The sequence below is a fragment of the Pseudomonas sp. PS01299 genome (assembly GCF_029960145.1).
In the GTDB taxonomy this organism is placed as follows: domain Bacteria; phylum Pseudomonadota; class Gammaproteobacteria; order Pseudomonadales; family Pseudomonadaceae; genus Aquipseudomonas; species Aquipseudomonas putida_A.
In genome coordinates this window covers 18,700-39,283 of the sequence record NZ_JASCPO010000037.1, presented here as the reverse complement: position 1 = coordinate 39,283, position 20,584 = coordinate 18,700, and the positions used below count along the sequence as shown (strand labels likewise).

General features: G+C 60.8%; 15 protein-coding genes. 10 read left to right on the top strand and 5 right to left on the bottom strand.

Annotated elements, in window-relative coordinates:
• Positions 1–109 precede the first annotated feature (109 nt).
• The 4 genes from QMX91_RS09615 to QMX91_RS09600 form a co-directional block, all read right to left on the bottom strand.
• Positions 110–526: a DUF3010 family protein gene (locus QMX91_RS09615; RefSeq protein WP_064589572.1), complete on the bottom strand. Its 417-nt coding sequence runs from the start codon at positions 524–526 to the stop codon at positions 110–112.
• 28 nt (positions 527–554) lie between these two features.
• Positions 555–878 (bottom strand): helix-turn-helix transcriptional regulator, encoded by a 324-nt coding sequence (locus tag QMX91_RS09610; protein ID WP_098965992.1) that lies wholly within the window; start codon positions 876–878, stop codon positions 555–557.
• On the bottom strand, positions 862–1,116 hold the full coding sequence (locus tag QMX91_RS09605; protein WP_098965990.1) for a type II toxin-antitoxin system RelE/ParE family toxin: 255 nt from the start codon (positions 1,114–1,116) through the stop codon (positions 862–864). Before QMX91_RS09605 ends, QMX91_RS09610 begins: the two co-directional genes overlap by 17 nt.
• Positions 1,117–1,328: 212 nt before the next feature.
• Positions 1,329–1,730, bottom strand: a complete 402-nt coding sequence (locus QMX91_RS09600; RefSeq protein WP_098968461.1) for a lysozyme inhibitor LprI family protein — start codon at positions 1,728–1,730, stop codon at positions 1,329–1,331.
• Between the two features lie 234 nt (positions 1,731–1,964).
• Here QMX91_RS09600 and QMX91_RS09595 point away from each other — a divergent pair, with 234 nt between their 5' ends.
• The 9 genes from QMX91_RS09595 (at position 1,965) to QMX91_RS09555 (ending at position 17,685) form a co-directional block, all read left to right on the top strand.
• Positions 1,965–2,942: a dipeptidase gene (locus tag QMX91_RS09595; protein WP_007962626.1), complete on the top strand. Its 978-nt coding sequence runs from the start codon at positions 1,965–1,967 to the stop codon at positions 2,940–2,942.
• 106 nt (positions 2,943–3,048) lie between these two features.
• Positions 3,049–3,579: a DUF5943 domain-containing protein gene (locus tag QMX91_RS09590; protein WP_008083165.1), complete on the top strand. Its 531-nt coding sequence runs from the start codon at positions 3,049–3,051 to the stop codon at positions 3,577–3,579.
• A gap of 15 nt (positions 3,580–3,594) precedes the next feature.
• Positions 3,595–5,655, top strand: a complete 2,061-nt coding sequence (gene dgcA / locus QMX91_RS09585) for a dimethylglycine demethylation protein DgcA (RefSeq protein WP_282412612.1) — start codon at positions 3,595–3,597, stop codon at positions 5,653–5,655.
• A 154-nt stretch (positions 5,656–5,809) separates the two neighbouring features.
• Positions 5,810–7,759, top strand: a complete 1,950-nt coding sequence (dgcB, locus tag QMX91_RS09580; RefSeq protein ID WP_282412611.1) for a dimethylglycine demethylation protein DgcB — start codon at positions 5,810–5,812, stop codon at positions 7,757–7,759.
• The gene (locus QMX91_RS09575) at positions 7,759–8,979 is read left to right on the top strand and encodes an electron transfer flavoprotein subunit alpha/FixB family protein (protein ID WP_282412610.1); all 1,221 of its coding nucleotides are present in this window, start codon (positions 7,759–7,761) and stop codon (positions 8,977–8,979) included. The genes dgcB and QMX91_RS09575 overlap by 1 nt, the downstream gene beginning before the upstream one ends.
• A gap of 10 nt (positions 8,980–8,989) precedes the next feature.
• Entirely contained in the window at positions 8,990–9,760 is a 771-nt protein-coding gene (locus QMX91_RS09570) for an electron transfer flavoprotein subunit beta (RefSeq protein WP_134787509.1), read from the top strand.
• Positions 9,761–10,885: 1,125 nt separating this feature from the next.
• On the top strand, positions 10,886–14,338 hold the full coding sequence (locus tag QMX91_RS09565; RefSeq protein ID WP_282412609.1) for an alpha/beta fold hydrolase: 3,453 nt from the start codon (positions 10,886–10,888) through the stop codon (positions 14,336–14,338).
• A gap of 208 nt (positions 14,339–14,546) precedes the next feature.
• A complete protein-coding gene (locus QMX91_RS09560; RefSeq protein ID WP_282412608.1) occupies positions 14,547–16,415 on the top strand; it encodes a hypothetical protein in 1,869 nt (622 codons plus the stop codon).
• Between the two features lie 25 nt (positions 16,416–16,440).
• Entirely contained in the window at positions 16,441–17,685 is a 1,245-nt protein-coding gene (locus QMX91_RS09555; RefSeq protein ID WP_123588992.1) for a metallophosphoesterase, read from the top strand.
• A 122-nt stretch (positions 17,686–17,807) separates the two neighbouring features.
• Here the strand turns inward: QMX91_RS09555 and gbcA are convergent, their stop codons facing one another.
• A complete protein-coding gene (gbcA, locus tag QMX91_RS09550) occupies positions 17,808–19,103 on the bottom strand; it encodes a glycine-betaine demethylase subunit GbcA (RefSeq protein ID WP_115986006.1) in 1,296 nt (431 codons plus the stop codon).
• 281 nt (positions 19,104–19,384) lie between these two features.
• Here gbcA and gbcB point away from each other — a divergent pair, with 281 nt between their 5' ends.
• Positions 19,385–20,485 carry a glycine-betaine demethylase subunit GbcB gene (gene gbcB, locus QMX91_RS09545; RefSeq protein WP_095187122.1) on the top strand — a complete coding sequence of 367 codons (1,101 nt, stop codon included), beginning with the start codon at positions 19,385–19,387 and terminating at the stop codon, positions 20,483–20,485.
• The last annotated feature ends 99 nt before the right edge of the window (positions 20,486–20,584 follow it).

Below are 20,584 nucleotides of genomic sequence, written 5' to 3'. Positions count from 1 at the left end.
GGCTTGCTCGCGAAAGCGGAGTGTCAGTCGAAACATGAGTTGACTGATCCACCGCATTCGCGAGCAAGCCCGCTCCCACATTTTTGATCTTCAGTGTCTGAAGAAAAGGTTACTTCTTCACCAACGCCGAACACGCCGCCTTGTAAGCCTCATGCTGATACTTGTTCAACGTCCCCGGCAGCTCGAAATTGTGCTTCTTGGCCTGCGCATTGATCGTCTGCGGCGACAATAGCGTCACCTCACACCCATCCAGCAACTGAAACACCCCCTCGATCTTGAACGTGGTCGGCCCACCGGCAAACTCGCCCTTCTTGCTGCGCTTCTTGATCGCAATCCGATCAATCGAATGCTCGCGCACAAACGAAGCGACCTGCGCCGCGAAGCGTTTGACGTTGGCTGCCTCGTCATCATCGTCGAGGGCGATTTTCTTGGTGTTGAGCGCCACATGGCTCAGCGTTGCCCCGTCAAGGGAGGCCACGGCGATGATCGCTTCGCTGCCTTTGATTTCGATGCCGCAGATGTTCATGGGAATTCCTTTGAATAAAGAGGGCAGCCTACAACTCAAGCTGATTGGCGGTGATGCCGAACGCCGCTGCAATTTTCTCGCGGGTTGCCTTGCGTGGCTTCGCTACCGTCTCCTGTTGAGCGAACGCCGGCTGGGAAATTCCCAGACGTTTCGCCACTTCTTCCTGAGTCAGGTTCAGGTGTTCGCGCCAGGCACGGATCGGTGTCGCCCCGTCGACCATTCGACTGACCACCTCATGCGGGATCAGATCGGGCTGCAATTTCTGCGCAACGTATTGAGCGTAGGGAATGACTACGAAGGCGGGGTTGCCTTCGGCATCATTGATGATTTGGATGTCAGTAGGTGCGTTCATCGCGTTTTTTGACCTCTTGAATACTGACCACTTTGATTGCGCCTTCCCAGTCGAACATGACTCGATAATTGCCAACGCGCAGGCGGTAGGCATAGTCATGGCCAATCAGTGCTTTGACATTGCCAACATCAGGCATGTCGGCAAGCGCCGTGACGGCATCTCTAACCTGTCCCTGATGAACGGTGTGCAATTTCAAGAGTTGCTTAACGGCCTTTCGCGTCCAGTGGATGCTGTTCATGGAAGAATATAAGTCTTTTATAAGATTCGCGAATCTTTGCTTATGCTTCTTCGGAGGCCAATCAACAATCGTTGACAGCATGTTGCGTGAAAGGCCCGCAGCTTCGGGCGTTCAAGAAATTTGTGTAGGCGAGGTCGGAGTACTTTGTAGGAAGAGGGGATAGTGCGGCTGAAAGCTGGAGGCAGTTCCAGCTTTCAGCGGAACATTCAGGATCATTCCTGCCCAATCGACTCCAAAAACTCCGACCGTTCGTCACTCATCCGTGCCACACAGTCATTCTGCGCAATCTTGAACGCTTTGCTGCCTTCGGTGGCCGGGAAGGCTTCCACGGCGCAATCGGCGTCGCGGGTTTTCAGCCATTGTTGCTGGGCGGTTTTCAGTTTGGCGGTGATGTCGGCCAGTTGCGCGGCGTTTTTGCCGTATGTGGCCTGCATGCGCTCGTTGAGGCTGGCGTAATTGTCCTTGAGCAGGTCTTCGGCGGTGCTGCGGCTGTAGGTCGAGCATTCCAGGGTCTGGACGTCGTTTTCCACCGCGTCGCACGGGTTGTTGTCGGTCTCTTCGGCGGCGTGTACGCCGGTCGCAATCAGTGCCAGGGCCAGGAAGATCGATTTCATGGTTGTCGCCGCTCTAATCCAGTGGTGTATCCAAGATGCGCCAGATTCTGGCTCAAGCTGGCGGGCTTGAACAGGTAGCTGATCGGGACGCCTGGCGACCCTTTGTCGCGGATTGACGCTTTCGGCAATTCCCCTGTCGTTTTTGCACCCGGTCGCCCCGGCACCGAGGCATATGCTGGCCCCAAAGCGCCGGCAGACGATTCGGCGCATGAATCGCCAATAAGGGGACGCCTGATGAGCCCAGCCGAATTACACGCCGACAGCATCGTTATCGACGGTCTGATCATTGCCAAATGGAACCGCGAGCTGTTCGAAGACATGCGCAAGGGCGGTCTGACGGCGGCCAACTGCACTGTGTCGGTGTGGGAAGGCTTTCAGGCGACCGTGAACAATATTGCCGCCAGCCAGAAGCTGATCCGCGAAAACAGTGACCTGGTGATGCCGGTGCGCACCACCGCCGACATCCGTCGTGCCAAGGAGCAGGGCAAGACCGGCATCCTTTTCGGCTTCCAGAATGCCCACGCGTTTGAAGACCAGATCGGCTATGTCGAGGTGTTCAAGCAGCTCGGCGTCGGCATCGTGCAGATGTGCTACAACACCCAGAACCTGGTCGGCACCGGTTGCTACGAGCGTGACGGCGGCCTGTCGGGCTTCGGTCGCGAAATCGTCGCCGAGATGAACCGCGTCGGCGTCATGTGCGACCTGTCCCACGTCGGCTCCAAGACGTCCGAAGAAGTCATCCTCGAATCGAAAAAACCGGTCTGCTATTCCCACTGCCTGCCGTCGGGTCTGAAAGAGCACCCACGCAACAAGTCCGATGCTGAACTGAAGTTCATTGCTGACCACGGCGGTTTTGTCGGCGTGACCATGTTCGCGCCGTTCCTCGCCAAGGGCATCGATTCGACCATCGACGATTACGCCGAAGCCATCGAATACACCATGAACATCGTCGGCGAAGACGCCATCGGCATCGGCACCGACTTCACCCAGGGTCACGGCCAGGACTTCTTCGAATACCTGACCCACGACAAGGGCTACGCCCGTCGTCTGACCAGCTTCGGCAAGATCATCAACCCGCTGGGCATCCGCACCGTCGGCGAGTTCCCGAATCTGACCGAAACCCTGCTCAAGCGCGGCCACTCCGAGCGTGTGGTGCGCAAGATCATGGGCGAGAACTGGGTCAACGTCCTCAAAGACGTCTGGGGCGAGTAACGCTTACTCAAGACCGCCGCCGATCTGCCCCCTCTCCCTCGGGGAGAGGGCTGGGGTGAGGGCTGCGGCCAACACTGAATCTAAATTTTTCTGGAGTTAAGTTTCCATGGCCAAGATCGCCCCGCAATTGCCAATCGAAGTCGACAGCGAGACCGGTGTCTGGACCTCCGACGCCCTGCCGATGCTCTACGTGCCGCGTCACTTCTTCGTCAACAACCACATGGGCATCGAGGAAGTGCTGGGCGCCGAAGCCTACGCCGAGATCCTCTACAAGGCTGGCTACAAGTCGGCCTGGCACTGGTGTGAAAAAGAAGCCGAATGCCACGGCCTGGAAGGCGTCGCGGTGTTCGAGCACTACATGAAGCGCCTGTCGCAACGCGGTTGGGGCCTGTTCAAGATCCAGGACATCGACCTCGACAAAGGTACCGCCAGCGTCAAGCTCGAACACTCGGCATTCGTCTATGTGTACGGCAAGGTCGGGCGCAAGGTCGATTACATGTTCACTGGCTGGTTTGCCGGCGCCATGGATCAGATTCTTGAGGCGCGCGGCAGCAAAATTCGCACCGTTGCCGAGCAAGTCTACGGTGGCTCCGAAGAAGGCCACGACGACGGCCTGTTCACCGTCAAGCCGTTGTAAGTCGAGGAACCCGCCATGGCTTTCGAAGCAATGTTCCAGCCGATCCAGATCGGCAAACTGACCATCCGCAACCGCGTGCTCAGCACCGCGCACGCTGAGGTCTACGCGACTGACGGTGGCATGACCACCGAGCGCTACGTCAAATACTACGAAGAGAAAGCCAAGGGCGGCATTGGCCTGGCGATCTGCGGCGGTTCGTCGGTGGTCGCCATCGACAGTCCGCAGCAATGGTGGAGTTCGGTCAACCTGTCCACCGACCGGATCATTCCGCACTTCCAGAATCTGGCCGACGCCATGCACAAGCACGGCGCCAAGATCATGATCCAGATTACCCACATGGGCCGACGCTCGCGTTGGGATGGTTTCCACTGGCCGACCCTGATGTCGCCGTCGGGTATCCGTGAACCGGTGCACCGCGCCACCTGCAAGACCATCGAGCCGGAAGAAATCTGGCGGGTGATCGGCAACTACGCGCAAGCGGCGCGTCGCGCCAAGGCCGGTGGCCTGGACGGCGTCGAGCTGTCGGCCGTACACCAGCACATGATCGACCAGTTCTGGAGCCCGCGCGTCAACAAGCGCACCGATGAATGGGGTGGCAGCTTCGAAGGCCGGATGAAATTCGGCCTGGAAGTGCTGAAAGCCGTGCGCGCCGAGGTCGGTGACGATTTCTGCGTCGGCATGCGTATCTGCGGTGACGAGTTCCACCCGGACGGTCTGTCCCACGAGGACATGAAGCAGATCGCCAAGTATTACGACGACACCGGCATGCTCGATTTCATCGGCGTCGTCGGCTCGGGTTGCGACACCCATAACACCCTGGCCAACGTGATTCCGAACATGAGTTATCCGCCGGAGCCGTTCCTGCATCTGGCGGCCGGAATCAAGGAAGTGGTCAAGGTTCCGGTGCTGCACGCACAGAACATCAAAGACCCGAACCAGGCCACGCGCATCCTTGAAGGCGGTTATGTCGACATGGTCGGCATGACCCGCGCGCACATCGCCGACCCGCACCTGATCGCCAAGATCAAGATGGGCCAGATCGACCAGATCAAGCAGTGCGTCGGCGCCAACTACTGCATCGATCGTCAGTATCAAGGTCTGGACGTGCTGTGCATCCAGAACGCCGCGACCTCCCGTGAATACATGGGCGTGCCGCACATCATCGAGAAGTCCACAGGCGTCAAACGCAAAGTGGTGATCGTTGGTGCCGGTCCGGCCGGGATGGAAGCAGCACGGGTTTCTGCCGAGCGTGGCCACGACGTGACCCTGTTCGAGAAGAAAGAATTCATCGGCGGGCAGATCACTACAGCGTCGAAAGCGCCGCAACGGGACCAGATCGCCGGCATCACCCGTTGGTTCCAGCTGGAGCTGGCGCGGCTGAAAGTCGACCTGCGTCTGGGCACTGCGGCCGATGCGGCAACCATTATGGATCTGCGTCCGGACGTGGTGGTGCTGGCGGTCGGTGGGCATCCGTTCCTTGAGCAGAACGAACACTGGGGCGCCGCCGAAGGCTTGGTGGTCAGCAGCTGGGACGTGCTCGACGGCAAGGTCGCGCCAGGCAAGAACGTGCTGGTCTACGACACCATTTGCGAGTTTACCGGGATGTCGGTCGCCGACTTCCTCGCTGACAAGGGCAGCCAGGTCGAGATCGTCACCGACGACATCAAGCCGGGTGTGGCCATCGGCGGTACATCGTTCCCGACCTACTACCGCAGCATGTACCCGAAAGAAGTGATCATGACCGGCGACATGATGCTGGAAAAGGTCTACCGCGAAGGCGACAAGCTGGTGGCGGTGCTGGAGAACGAATACACCGGCGCCAAAGAGGAGCGGGTGGTCGATCAGGTGGTGGTGGAAAACGGCGTGCGTCCGGATGAGGAAATCTACTACGCGCTCAAGGAAGGCTCGCGCAACAAGGGCCAGATCGACGTGGAAGCGCTGTTCGCGATCCAGCCGCAACCTTCGTTGAGCAGCAATGGCGACGGTTACTTGCTGTTCCGCATTGGCGACTGCGTGGCGCAGCGTAATACCCACGCCGCCATCTACGACGCCCTGCGGTTGTGCAAAGACTTCTAAGGACTTGCACATGACCCCTGTGGGAGCGGGCTTGCTCGCGAATGCATTCTGTCAGTTCTGCATGAGTTGACTGATCCAGCGCTTTCGCGAGCAAGCCCGCTCCCACAGTAATGCAGACCGTGTTTCTCCAGGCTGTACTGGTGGGAGCTTCACCATGTTGAACACCCTTCTTCCAATCCTGTTGTTCGCAGCTCTGGCCCTTGCGGTGCTGGGTGCGTTGCGGCGGGTGGCCATGTGGCGTCGGGGCCGGGCCTCGAAGGTCGATCTGATCGGCGGCCTGCTCGCCATGCCCAAGCGTTACATGGTCGACTTGCACCACGTGGTGGCGCGGGACAAATACATCGCCAACACCCACGTCGCCACGGCGGGCGGTGCGGTGGCGTCGATCGTGCTGGCGATTCTGGTGCACGGTTTCGGCCTGCATAACCGTATCCTCGGCTATGCGCTGCTGCTGATGACGGCGGTGATGTTCGTCGGTGCGCTCTTCGTTTACCGGCGCCGGCTCAACCCGCCGGCACGGTTGTCGAAAGGCCCGTGGATGCGCCTGCCGAAAAGCCTGCTGGCTTTCTCCGCCTCGTTCTTCCTGGTGACCCTGCCGGTGGCCGGGATCCTCCCGGAGAACTTCGGCGGCTGGCTGCTGGCGGCGATTCTCGGGCTCGGCGTTTTGTGGGGCGTGTCGGAATTGTTCTTCGGCATGACCTGGGGCGGGCCGATGAAGCACGCGTTCGCCGGCGCCTTGCACCTGGCCTGGCACCGTCGCGCCGAACGCTTTGGCGGCGGTCGTTCCACCGGTTTGAAACCGCTGGACCTCAACGATCCATCCGCACCGCTGGGCGTGGAAAAACCCAAGGATTTCACCTGGAACCAGTTGCTCGGTTTTGACGCCTGCGTGCAGTGCGGCAAGTGCGAAGCGGCGTGCCCGGCCTTCGCTGCCGGCCAGCCGCTAAACCCGAAAAAGCTGATTCAGGACATGGTCGTCGGCCTCGCTGGCGGCACTGATGCCAAATTCGCCGGCAGCCCGTATCCGGGCAAGCCAATTGGCGAGCACAGCGGCAATCCGCATCAACCGATCGTCAACGGTCTGGTCGATGCCGAGACCTTGTGGTCGTGCACCACTTGCCGCGCCTGCGTCGAGGAATGCCCGATGATGATCGAGCACGTCGACGCCATCGTCGACATGCGCCGCCATCTGACGCTGGAAAAAGGCGCGACCCCGAACAAGGGTGCCGAAGTTCTCGAGAACCTGATCGCCACTGACAACCCCGGCGGTTTCGCTCCGGGCGGGCGGATGAACTGGGCGGCGGATCTGAACCTCAATCTGCTCAGCGAGAAGAAATCCACCGACGTGCTGTTCTGGGTCGGCGACGGTGCCTTCGACATGCGTAACCAGCGCACCTTGCGTGCGTTCGTCAAAGTGCTGAAAGCCGCGAAGGTCGACTTCGCCGTACTCGGCCTCGAAGAACGTGACAGCGGTGACGTGGCCCGGCGTTTAGGCGACGAAGCGACCTTCCAGCTGCTCGCCAAACGCAATATCCAGACCCTGGCCAAATACAGCTTCAACCGCATCGTCACCTGCGATCCGCATAGCTTCCATGTGCTGAAAAACGAGTACGGCGCGTTCGACGGCAACTACCTGGTGCAGCACCACAGCACCTACATGGCGGAAATCATCCAGGCCGGTGCGCTGAACCTCGGTCAGCACAAAGGCAACAGCGTGACCTACCACGACCCGTGCTACCTCGGTCGCTACAACGGCGAGTACGAGGCACCGCGCGAAGTGCTGCGCGCCCTCGGCATCGAGGTCAAAGAGATGCAACGTTCCGGCTTCCGCTCGCGCTGCTGCGGCGGCGGTGGCGGTGCGCCGATCACCGACATTCCCGGCAAGCAGCGGATCCCCGACATGCGCATGGATGACATCCGCGAGACCGGCGCCGAGCTGGTGGCGGTGGGTTGTCCACAGTGCACGGCGATGCTCGAAGGCGTGGTCGAACCGCGTCCGTTGATCAAGGACATCGCCGAACTGGTGGCCGACGCGCTGCTCGAAGACGCCGCGCCGAACAAGCCGACTGCACCGGCCAAACGTGAACCTGCGGAGGCCCACTGATGAGCGACATTATCCGCCGCGACCCGCGCGCCGAATGGATTGCGCGTAACCGCCTGCACCCGTTGCACGCGGCGATGCAACCGGCGCAACACAGCTGGATGGGCCCCAATGGCGTCATCCGCAAGAACCTGCACGGCATCGGATTCATCGGCCCCAACGGCATCAAGCGTATCGATCGCAGCGGCGCGCAACAGGGCGGGGCGGTCAAACGCTCGGCCACGGTTGAAGTGCAGTTGCCGCTGCATGAGGTGCCAGCCCCGGCGTTCTACATCAGCGTGGTGCCGGACATGGTCGGCGGCCGCCTGAGCAGCCACGACCGCGACTTGCTCGGCCTGGCTCATCAACTGGCCGGCAACGACGGCGCGGTGCTGGCGGTGGTGTTTGGCGAGCACAAAGAGAACGCCTTCGCCACGGCCGGCGTCGATCGCTTGCTGGTGCTGGAGGGCGACCAATTCAGCGGTTATGCACCGGAGCAACGGGTGCAAGGCCTGCGGGCTGTGGATAACCAGTTCAATCCGCGCCACTGGCTGCTGCCGGACAGCCGCAGCGGTGGTGGTGAACTCGGTCGGCGTTTTGCCGCGGCACTGGGCGAACGTCCGGCAACGCGGGTCTGGCAGGTCAAGGATCAGGAGTGTATCGGTCGCGCTGGCGCAGGCCTGCAAGACCTGGCGCGACCGGTCGCACGCTTGATTCTGGCCGCAGCCGAATGCGCGGAACCGGTCAGCGAAACCCGTCATGAGGCACTGCCGGTGGAGTTATCCACAACGGTGGCGCGCAGCCTGTCGCGGATCGAGGATCTTGGCGCGGTCGCGGTGGACCCGGCGGCGATTCCGATGGCCGAAGCCGAGTTCATTTTCTCCGGCGGCAACGGGGTCAAGGACTGGGCGCTGTTCCACCAGACCGCTGCGGCGCTCGGCGCCACCGAAGGCGCCTCGCGGGTGGCGGTAGACGATGGCTTCATGGCGCGTGATCGGCAGGTCGGTGCGTCCGGCACTTGGGTCACCGCACGGGTTTATGTGGCTGTGGGTATCTCCGGGGCGATCCAGCACCTGCAAGGCATCGGTGCCTGCGACAAGGTGGTGGCGATCAACCTCGACCCCGGTTGCGACATGATCAAACGCGCCGACCTGTCGGTGATTGGCGAAAGCGCGGAAATTCTTCAGGCGTTGATCGCGGCGGTAGCGGCTTACCGCAACGAAGCCAAGCGCGATGCGGCTTAAGGAACGGGTTATGAGCACAAAGATTATCAGTCTGGTTTCCATCGGTGCCCACCCGACCTCGGGCCGGCCACGCCGCGCCGAACAGGACGCGCGCGCCGTAGAGCTGGGCCTGCAACTGGCTGGGGATAACCTGCAAGTGCTGCATGCCGGGGATGTCGCGGAACCGGCACTGCGCGCCTATCTGGGCATGGGCCTGGAACAGCTGCATGTGCTGGAGCAACCCGCTGGCGCCGACGCCTTGCCGGCGCTGACCGCGTATCTGCGTGATGCCGGCGCCCAGGTAGTGCTGACCGGCAGTCAGGCGGAAACCGGCGAAGGCTCGGGCATGTTGCCGTTCTTGCTCGCCGAAGGGCTGGGCTGGCCGCTGGTGGTGGGGCTGGCGCAGGTCGAGTCGATCAATGATGGTTCGGCGCTGGTGCTGCAAGCCTTGCCCCGTGGGCAGCGGCGCCGGTTGAAGGTGAAGCTGCCGTTTCTGGCGACTGTGGATAACGCCGCGCCCAAACCTCGGCAGAGTGCCTACGGTCCGGCGCGACGCGGGGTGTTGAATGCCGAAGACGTGGAGGTGCTGGACGATGAACTGCTGGCCGTCTCCACACTGCAACCGGCCAAGCCACGGCCGAAACGTTTGAAGGTGATCAAGGCCAAGAGCGGTGCGGACCGCATGAAAGCTGCCACCGCCAAAGCCAGTGGCGGCGGTGGACAAGTGCTCAAGGGTGTCACCGCGCAGGCCGGGGCGGAAGCGATCCTCAAACTACTGATCGAAGAAGGGGTTGTTCGCTGAAAAGCCCCTCACCCTAGCCCTCTCCCGGAGGGAGAGGGGAGCGACCGAGTGGTATTGGCTAATTACATCGACCTGCGATTGCGCAGTGACCTTGGTCTGGCCAACCCTGAGATCACAATGTTCGTTCAGGTCGGTGGAGTTTGAACAGGCGATGCGGTCGGCTCCCTCTCCCTTTGGGAGAGGGCTGGGAAGAGGGGTAGTGTTTACCCACAATCCCTGTTGGCGGATCTGTGGATAACATGTTTGCCTTTGCCCGCCCCCCACGCCAATCAAGCCCTCCAGGCCCCAGCTCAAAAAACAACCAGCCTAAGTCACGGTTTTACCGGGCTTTTTCTCCTGAATAACTTCAAGAGTTGCCCCCAATCTCTGTTGGCGCTTCTGTGGACAAGATGTTCGCTGTTCGCTGCAAGGTATATAAACCGTGGCTTGCAGGGATTTGATCAATAAATGATCGATGAAGCGTTTCAGGCTGATAATCCCTGCGCTACGCCCGATTTCCCACAGTCCTCAGCACTTTTCCACAGCAGCCACAAAGTTACCCCCGAACTCTGTTGGTGCTTTTGTGGATAACGTGTTCGCCATCCTCTACAGGCCATGTGAAACGTGACGTGTAGATATTTGATCAAAAAACAGCCAATCACTCCTGCAAACCATCCTTCTGGATAAGTCACGATTTTTCTTCACAAATCAGGCAGTTATTTTTCCATTCATCCACAGTTACCCCCATTTGCTGTGCATGGCTATGTGGATAACTTGTTCGCCAAACCCTGCAGGCCCCGCCGGGCATAGTCCAAACCGCAATTGATCAGATTTCATACAGTTCTAAAGCGTTGCCTTGACTTCGATTCCTGCGCTGTCTTCACTGCAATGGCACAAGGACAGCCGTCACTTATCCACATCAGGTTCTGGGAGAACGCATGATGGATAGCCGCCCACACCGCCATCCCCCCTCGCCACGCAAGCGCACGTTACGTCGTGCGGCCAATCAACGCGCTCGTCTGTAGCGACCTCCTGCTTTAACCGCTGTGCTGTCGCCGGGCTCGACCCGGAGGCCAGGTGCCCGTTCGCCCATTGATTGCAGGTAACCGCAGAGTTGCCCCATCTGCCTGAGAGAGGAACATCCTCATGACACGCATCGCAACGCCCATCAGCGAGATCAAGGAACACTACGACGTGATCGTCATCGGCTCCGGTTATGGCGGCGGCATTGCTGCGTCGCGCCTGTCCCGGGCCGGCAAGCAGGTGTGCCTGCTCGAACGCGGGCGGGAAATCCAGCCCGGTGAATACCCCAACACCATGATCGCGGCGACCGAAGAGTTGCAGGTGCATGACCCGGACGGCCACATTGGCTCGCGCACCGGACTGTTCGACCTGCATGTGAATGCCCAGCAGAACGTGGTGGTCGGCTGCGGCCTCGGCGGTACATCGCTGATCAACGCCAACGTTGCCCTGGAGCCGGAACCCGGGGTGTTCGAGGATCCACGCTGGCCGCAGGCGGTACGCGATCATCGCGATACGCTGCTCAAGGACGGTTACGCCCGCGCCCGGGAAATGCTCAAGCCCAATCCGTACCCGAACAACGCGCCGAACCTGCCCAAGCTCGACGCCAACAAAAAGTCTGCGGACTACCTCAAGCAAGGCGCGCATTTCTACAAGCCACCGATCAACGTGACCTTCGACAAACTGCCGAACAACCTCAACCACGTCGGCGTCGAGCAACTGCCGTGCAACCAGTGCGGCGACTGCGTCTCGGGCTGTAACAACAAGGCCAAGAACACCACGCTGATGAACTATCTGCCGGATGCCTGGAACCATGGCGCGGAGATTTTCTGCCAGGCTGAGGTGCGGCATCTGGAGCGCGACGGCGATGGCTGGATCGTGCACTTCCAGTACCTCGACAGCGGGCGCGAGAAATTCGACGCGCCGACGCTGTTCGTGAAGGCCGATATCGTCGTGGTCTCCGCCGGCACCCTCGGCTCTACCGAAATTCTGCTGCGTTCGCGGGACAAGGGTCTGGTGATGTCCGGTCAGCTCGGCGAGAACATGAGCGGTAACGGCGACATCCTCGGTTTCGGCCACAACTGCGAGCAGACCATCAACGGCATCGGCTTCGGCGCGCATTCGGCCAAGGAGCTGCACCCGGTCGGCCCGTGCATCACCTCGATCATCGACATGCGCACCGAAGGTGACTGGCGCAGCCGCATGGTCATCGAGGAAGGCTCGATCCCTGGCGCCCTCGGCCGGCCGATGGTGCCGGCGATGGCCGGGTTTGCCGAGATGATCGGCAAGGCCACGGACGACAGTTTCAGCGGCAAGCTCGGCTACAAGGAGCGCGAGGCCGAGAGCTTCCTGCGTGGCCCGTATTACGGCGCGCTGCACAACATGCAGACCTACCTGATCATGAGCCACGACAGCGGCCAGGGTCGGATGATTCTCGACAACAAGGACCAGTTGCGCATCGACTGGCCGGGTGTCGGCGAGCAGGAAAACTTCAAGCTCGGCAATGAGCGTCTGTACCAGAGCACCAAGGCGTTGGGCGGGGTCTGGGTCGAGAATCCGATCTGGACCAGGCTGCTCAAGCACAGCATCGTCTCGGTGCATCCGCTGGGCGGTTGCGTGATGGGCGAGGACGCCGCGCAAGGCGTGGTCAATCACAAGGGCCAGGTGTTCAGTGGCGCGGCTGGAACTGATGTCTACGCCAGCCTCTACGTGACCGATGGCGCGGTGATCCCGACCTCGCTGGCGGTCAATCCGCTGCTGACCATCTCCGCTGTGAGTGAACGCAACATGGGCCTGCTGGCCGCCGACCGTGGCTGGAAGATCGACTACACGCTGCCGTCGGCACCGCGCAAACAGGTGGCACCACCGACTCTCGGCGTGCAGTTCACCGAAACCATGAAAGGCTATTTCTCCCGGGCCTTCACCGCCGCGCAAAGCACCGATCTGAAAGTCTACGAAGCGGCGGCCAAACGCGGTGAGGCAGATAATTCGCCGATCGACTTTACCCTGACCATCACCGCCAACGACCTCAACCGGATGATCAAGGAACCGGAGCACGCCGCGACCATTGTCGGTACGGTCAATGCCCCGGCGCTGTCGCCGCAACCGCTGACCGCCAGCAACGGCGTGTTCAATCTGTTCGAACAATTCGAGCAGCAGGTCGACACACGGCACATGAAATACGACATGAAACTGACCGCCGAGGATGGCAGCGACTATTTCTTCAGCGCTTTCAAAACCGTGCCGGAAGACAACGGCGTGCTCAACATCTGGCACGACACCAGCACTCTGTACGTGACGCTGTATCGCGGGCCGGACAAGTCGGGCGAGGTGATCGGCTCCGGGGTGATGCACATTCATCCGACCGATTTCGCCAAGCAGATGACCACCATGAAAGTGCTCAACGCGCGCAACGAGCGCGAGCGCATCGAAGGCCTGGCGCGCTTCGGCAAGTTCTTCGCCGGAATTCTCTGGGAGAGTTACGGCGGGGTATTCGCCGGTGACAAATACTTCAACCCCGACGCGCCGCCACGCCTGAAACGGCCGCTGGACGCGCCGATCCCGGCGGTGCATTTCTTCCCCACCGAGGACGGCGTCGAATTGCGCCTGACCCGTTATCAGGCCGGCAGCAAAGGCCCGGTGATGCTGGTGCACGGCCTGGGTGTCGGCTCGAATATCTTTTCCACCGACACCATCCAGACCAACCTGCTGGAGTACCTGTGCAAGCACGACTATGACGTGTGGCTGCTGGATTTCCGGGTGAGCATTCTGCTGCCGGCGAGCAAGAAAGAGTGGAATGGCGACCAGATCGCCCAGTACGACTTCAAGGCTGCCATCGCGCAGATTCAACAAGCGACCAAGGCCAAGGACGTGCAGTGCGTGGTGCATTGCTACGGCGCGACGACGTTCTTCATGTCGTTGCTGGCGGGGCTGCAAGGGGTGCGTTCGGTGGTCTGCTCGCAGATTGCCGCTGACACCGTGGTCGCCACCGCTACCGGGTTGAAGGCCGGTCTGCACCTGCCGGGGATGCTCGATGCGATCGGCATCAAATCGATGACCGCTTACGCCGACAGCAAGGAGAACTGGTTCAACCGACTCTATGACAAAGCCCTCAACGGCTACGCGCGAATCGAGGCGCAGGGTTATTGCACCAACCCGGTGTGCCACCGCATCACTTTCATGTACGCCTCGCTGTATCGCCACGACACCCTCAACGAAACCCTGCACGACAACCTGCACGAACTGTTCGGCGAATCGAACATCGAGACCTTCGAGCACCTGGCGCTGATCGTGCGCAAAGGGCACCTGGTGGATTTCAAGGGCAACGATGTGTACATGCCGCACTTCGAGCGGCTGACGATGCCGATCTGCTTTATCAGCGGCGCGGAGAACCAGTGCTATCTGCCGGAAAGCACGCTCAAGACCTACCAGCGAGTCTGCGAAGTCCACGGGCCGGAGCGCTACAGCCGGCACGTAGTGCCGGGTTACGGCCACATCGACTGCATGTTCGGCAAGAACGCGGTGGTGGATGTGTATCCGCTCATCCTTGAGCACCTGGAGAAAACGGCCCTCGGCTGAGATCGATTACTGATTTCTGTGTTGAGGAGATTCTCTGTGGCGAGGGGATTTATCCCCGATCGGCTGCGCAGCAGTCGTAAAACCTGAGTGCGCGATCATCCTGACAGACCGCGCCGGCAGGGTTTGGGGCCGCTTCGCGACCCATCGGGGATAAATCCCCTCACCACAGGGGACATCGCTGGTTGGTGGTCAGAAGGAAATGGATGATATGGACAGCTACATCCGCTGGTTTCAACGCTTCATCTGGATCGGCATTGCGATGAACATGGTGTTCGCGATCCCGGCGCTGTTCGCGCCGGGGTTGCTGACATCGGTGGTCGGTCTGCCGCCGCAACTCTCCGACCCGTGGCTGGAAAACGCCGGGATGCTGCTGGTGGGCATCAGCGTGTTTTACATGCCGTCGGGCTTCAACGCGCCGCGCTATGTGGTGCATTCCTGGCTGTGCGTGCTGACGCGGCTGATCGCCGTGGTGTTCTGGATTTACCTGATCAATACGAGCATTCAGGGTTCGGTGTTCGTGCCGATGCTGATGGGCGATCTGAGCTTCTTCCTGATCCTCGGTATTCTGCTGTACCTCGGCACCACGCCCGCGAACCGGCCATGGGCGCTGCTCTGCGATGGCTGGCGCGAGTGGCGCGCGGCCTGGATGCGGCAATGGCAGAGCCACGCCTTCAAGGTCGGCACCTTGATCGTGGTGGCGCTACTGGGTTTCATCGGTTACCAGACCTGGTACCAGATGCTGAGGGTGGTGCCGGAGCAGGAGTACGCCTCCGACGAAGACCACTACAAATACGCCGCCATCGGCCTGGGCATCGAAGCGCGGATCCCGTATTACCTGTTCGCCGTGTTGCCGCAGATGTGCCCGGAAAAACTGCCAAAACCCGGCGGCTGGGAGGTCTTCGGCTTTCTCTATGAGAACGGCAAGGACCTGCCGATCGGCATGGCCAAGCGGCAGATCGGTTACCCGACGGTAGAGCCGAACTGCGCGCTGTGCCACACCGGTTCCTACCGGGCAAATGCCAGCGACGTTGCGGTCAACGTACCCAGCGCGCCGGCCAACACCCTGCAACTGCAGGCCTTCCAGTGGTTCGCCTACGATTGCGCCAGCGACCCGAAATTCACCACCGACGCGGTGATGGCGGCGATCAACGGCAAATTCCAGCTGGGCTTTTTCGAGAAGCTCTACAACCGATATCTGATTATTCCGATGGCGAAGAGCGCTTTGCTCAAGCAGAAACAGGCCTACGCCTGGCAGAAGCTGCGTCCGCAACAGGGCCCGGGCCGCACCGACACCTTCAACCCGACGAAAATGGTGGTGTTCGGCTTCCCGGATGACTCGACCATCGGCACCGTCGATCTGCCGCAAGTGTGGAACCAGAAGCCGCGGGAATCGATGTACCTGCATTGGGACGGTAATAACAACAAGATCCACGAACGCAACTACGCCGCCGCGATGGCCGTGGGCGCAACGCCGGAGTCGGTGCTGCCGCCGAGCTTCAACCGAGTGACCAACTGGCTGCTCGGGCACAAGGCGCCGGCATGGCCGTGGGCGCTGGATCAGGCGAAAGTCGCGCAAGGCAAGCCGATCTGGGATGCCAATTGCGCCGCGTGCCACGACTTCGGGCGCGCCGATACCGGGCAGGTCACCACCAACATCGATCAACTGGGCACCGATCCACATCGGCTCGACTCGTTCACCACCGGTCTGGTGACGGCGTTCCACACCTTCAAGAAACCGCCGTTCGACTTCGGCGCGTATCGCAAGACCCAGAGCTACAGCAACACGCCGACTGACGGTATCTGGCTGCGCGCGCCGTACCTGCACAACGGTTCGGTGCCGACCCTGTGGGATCTGCTGCAACCGCCGGAAAAACGTCCGGTGGTGTTCATCACCGGCTCCGACGTCTACGACCCGGTCAACGTCGGTTTCGTCACCACGGGCGCTCAGGCCAAAGCCTCGGCGGATTTCAAATACGACACCCGACTGGAGGGCAACCACAACAGCGGTCACCTGTATGGCACCACGCTGTCGGACGACGACAAACGTGCGTTGATCGAGTTCATGAAAACCCTGTGAGCCCTTACGGATAGAGGATTACGCCATGTCACTGGTCAGTCATTGGGAACACGAGTACGACAAGGTAAAGCTGCGCATTCACGGCTTGTTCACGCGCATGGAAATGGCCTGGATGAAGCTTATCAGCGAGCTTGAGCCGCAGGAGTTTCAGGCGATCATCAAGCTGCTGCAGCGCGGTCACGATCAGGCGCAGTACGTGCTGAAAAACGGTGAGTTGCCGGGCGACGAGCCGGCGGTGCCGTGGGAGTTGTCCCACGGGTTGTCGATCCTGCGTATCGGCAATGCCACACCGTTGCCGCAATCGCCGGATCAACTGGCAACCCGGGTGTTGCAGGACGGCAGCCTGCTCGGCTGTCGCAAGTGGGAATTGCTTGATCTGCTGTGGAGCGAGGCATTGCTCAAGTGGATTGAAAACCTGCGCCATCACGCGACCTTCGGCACTGACCCGGCGGTGGTGCAGATGGAGCGCGACGTGACTTTGGCGATTGCCGGCGACTGGGGCACCGGCCCCTTCGACAGTCATGCGCCGGCAGTTTCAGTCGCCAACCAGATGCAACTGGCGCAAGCGGATTTCACCATCCATCTGGGCGATGTTTACTACGCCGGCAGCCATTCGCAGGAAGACGTCGACATGGCCGGTTGGCCGATGGGCAGCCACGGCTCGTTCACCCTCAACTCCAACCACGAGATGTACAGCGGCGCCCACGGCTATTTCAAGGAACTGGCCAAGCGCTTTCCGGGGCAGCAGGGCACCAGTTATTTCGCCTTGATCAACGACGACTGGCTGGTGGTCGGGCTGGATTCGGCGTATGCCTCGGACGCGATGAACCTGTACATGGACGGCACGCTCAACGAGCCGCAGATCACCTGGATGAAAGCCTTGCCCAAGCGCAAAAAGATCATGGTGCTCAGTCATCATCAGGGCTTCGATATTTCCGGACACCATCAGACCGCGCTGTATCAACCGGTATGCGATGCCCTGGGGCGCGAGCCGGACTATTGGTACTGGGGGCATCTGCACAACGGCATCGTTTACGCGCAACAGGGCGGCCTGCATGCGCGTTGCGCCGGGCACGGGGCGATTCCCTATGGCAATGCCAGCGAGCTGGACGGGCATTCGCGGGTGTTGTGGTCGGAGACGCAGGATGCCAACGACCCGGCGTATCCGCTGCGGGTGTTGAATGGCTACGCGAAAATCAGGTTGGTGGGGGAGGATATTTTTGAGGAGTTTATTGGCGAGGATGGCAGTGTGAGGTGGTCATCGAAGTGAGGCGGTGACAGGGCCGGCCTCTTCGCGAGCAAGCTCGCTCCCACAGTGGTCGGCGGTGATAACAGAATTTGTGTACACCGCCAGTCCCTGTGGGAGCGAGCTTGCTCGCGAAGCTTTTGCTTTTAGCCCTGAACCGGCACGCCCTTGAGGTACGGCGCAGGTTCCGCACCAAGGTTGCTCAGCATCCGCTCGCTGTACCAGTCCACGAAGTTGACCACACCAAATTCATAGGTCTTCGAGTACGGCCCTGGCTGATAAGCCGTGGAGTTGATCCCGCGCTGGTTTTCTTCGGCCAGACGCCGGTCCTGGTCGTTGGTCGCGTCCCACACCTGGCGCATGCGCTCGACGTCGTAATCCACGCCTTCGACCGCATCCTTGTGCACCAGCCATTTGGTGGTGACCATGGTTTCCTGGGCGCTGATCGGCCACACGGTGAAGACGATGATGTGGTCGCCCATGCAGTGGTTCCACGAATGCGGCAGGTGCAGGATGCGCATCGAGCCGAGGTCGGGGTTCTTGATCCGGCCCATCAGTTTGGCGCAGCCCTGTTTGCCGTCCAGGGTCATCGATACGGTACCCTTGAGCAGTGGCATGCGCACGATGCGGTTGCGCAGGCCGAAACTGGCGTGGGCATAAGGGATCTTCTCGGCTTCCCAGGCAGCGGCGGAGGCGGCGACGTGATCCTTGAACGCCTGATCGGCGCGCGGGTCGGTGACGTCGTCCCATTCCAGCAGGGTTTTCAGCAGTTCCGGGTGCGACGCGTTGCAGTGGTAGCACTCGCGGTTGTTTTCCAGCACCAGTTTCCAGTTGGCCTTTTCCATCAAGGTGGTGGTGATCGCCACCTTGGTGTTCTCCATGTCGTACGGTTCCATGTAGTGGTTCAGCGTCGACAGGAAGTCATCGATGGCCGGCGGATTCTCCGCCAGGCTGATGAAAATGTAGCCGCCGGCAGTCTTCACGTTCACCGGTTTGAGGCCGTACTGCTTCATGTCGAAGTCGGCGCCCATCTCGGTGCCGGCGAACAGCAGGCGCCCGTCCAGTTCGTAGGTCCACTGGTGGTAGTGGCAGACCAGTTTGGCAACCTTGCCCTTTTCGCTGGTGCACAGGCGCGAGCCACGGTGGCGGCAGACGTTGTGGAACGCATGCACCACGCCGTCGGCGCCACGAATGACGATGATCGGGTTCTTGCCGACCTGCAGAGTCAGGTAGTTGCCCTTGGCCGGGATCTCGCAGGTCATGCCGGCGATCAACCACTCTTTCTGGAAGATCTCCTGCATGTCGATATCGAACAGGCGTTCGTCGCTGTAGAACGGCTGCGGCAGCGAGAAAGTGCGCTCGCGCTCCTGCAGCATCTGTGCGGTGGCCTTGCGTGCGGGTTCCAGCGGATCGCCCAGGCTGATTTTTGCGGTGACGTCCATCGATGTATTCCTCAAGGCCATCTGCGTGGCCGCGAAAGTGGCTGATCAGGGTTGCTACGCAAGGTGTAAAGAATTCGTCTTGGTGTGGGGCGAGTGTGGGGCCGGCGCTGGCCGGAACCTTATCCATGGGCGACATGGTGCAATCTGTTCCCGACGCGCAACCCCCGGCGGTTGGGGGCTGGTCGCGATAAGTATGCCGATGTCGCGGATAGGTAAACGGACGGTTCACGCTATACGCAGAATCGCCACATGAAGGCCGACAGTCGGCCGTGGAGAACAGCATGTCCAACAGCTTCCTGAATCCGGTCACCACCCAGACCTGGGCCAATGGCCGACACATCGTCCGTTGCGTCAAAGTCATCCAGGAAACCTGGGACGTGCGCACCTTCTGTTTCATGGCCGACCAGCCGATCCTGTTCTTCTTCAAGCCCGGGCAGTTCGTGACCCTGGAGCTGGAAATCGACGGCCAGCCGATCATGCGCTCGTACACCATTTCCAGTTCGCCGTCGGTGCCGTACAGCTTCTCGGTGACCATCAAGCGTGTGCCGGGGGGCAAGGTATCCAACTGGCTGCACGACACCCTGCATGAAGGCCAGGAGCTGGCGGTGCACGGCCCGGTCGGACTGTTCAACGCCATCGACTTCCCGAGCCCGAAAGTGCTGTATCTCAGCGGTGGCGTGGGGATCACCCCGTGCATGTCGATGGCGCGCTGGTTCTACGACACCAACGCCAACGTCGACATGACCTTTATCCACAGCGCGCGCTCGCCGAAAGACATCATTTATCACCGCGAGCTGGAACACATGGCGTCGCGGATCGACAACTTCAGCCTGCACCTGATCTGCGAGAAACATGGATTGGGCGAGCCGTGGGCCGGTTATCGTGGCTATCTGAATCACAAGATGCTCGAACTGATGGTGCCCGACTTCCTCGAGCGCGAAGTGTTCTGCTGCGGCCCGACGCCGTACATGAACGCGGTCAAGCGCCTGCTGGAAGTGGCCGGTTACGACATGTCGCGTTATCACGAGGAGTCCTTCGGCGCCACGCCACCGGAAGCTCGTGCCGATGCGGTGGAGCAAGCCGAGCAGGCCGCCGATGCGCCGGAAATCGATGCGGCGGATCTACATCAGGTCGAATTCACCGCCTCCGGCAAGAGCATCCGCGTGGCCCCGGGCGAAACCGTGCACGCGGCGGCGGCCAAGCTTGGCCTGATGATCCCGAAAGCTTGCGGCATGGGTATCTGCGGCACGTGCAAGGTGATGAAGCTTGGGGGCGAAGTAGAGATGGAGCACAACGGCGGGATTACCGAGGACGACGAGGCGGAAGGGTTTATCTTGTCGTGCTGCAGCGTGCCGAAGGGCGACGTCAGAATCGAATTCTGAGCTGGGGCGAATTTTGCGTACGGCTTGCCCCTCACCCCAGCCCTCTCCCAGAGGGAGAGGGGGCCGACCGAGGTGTCTGGCGCTATACATCGACCCTGA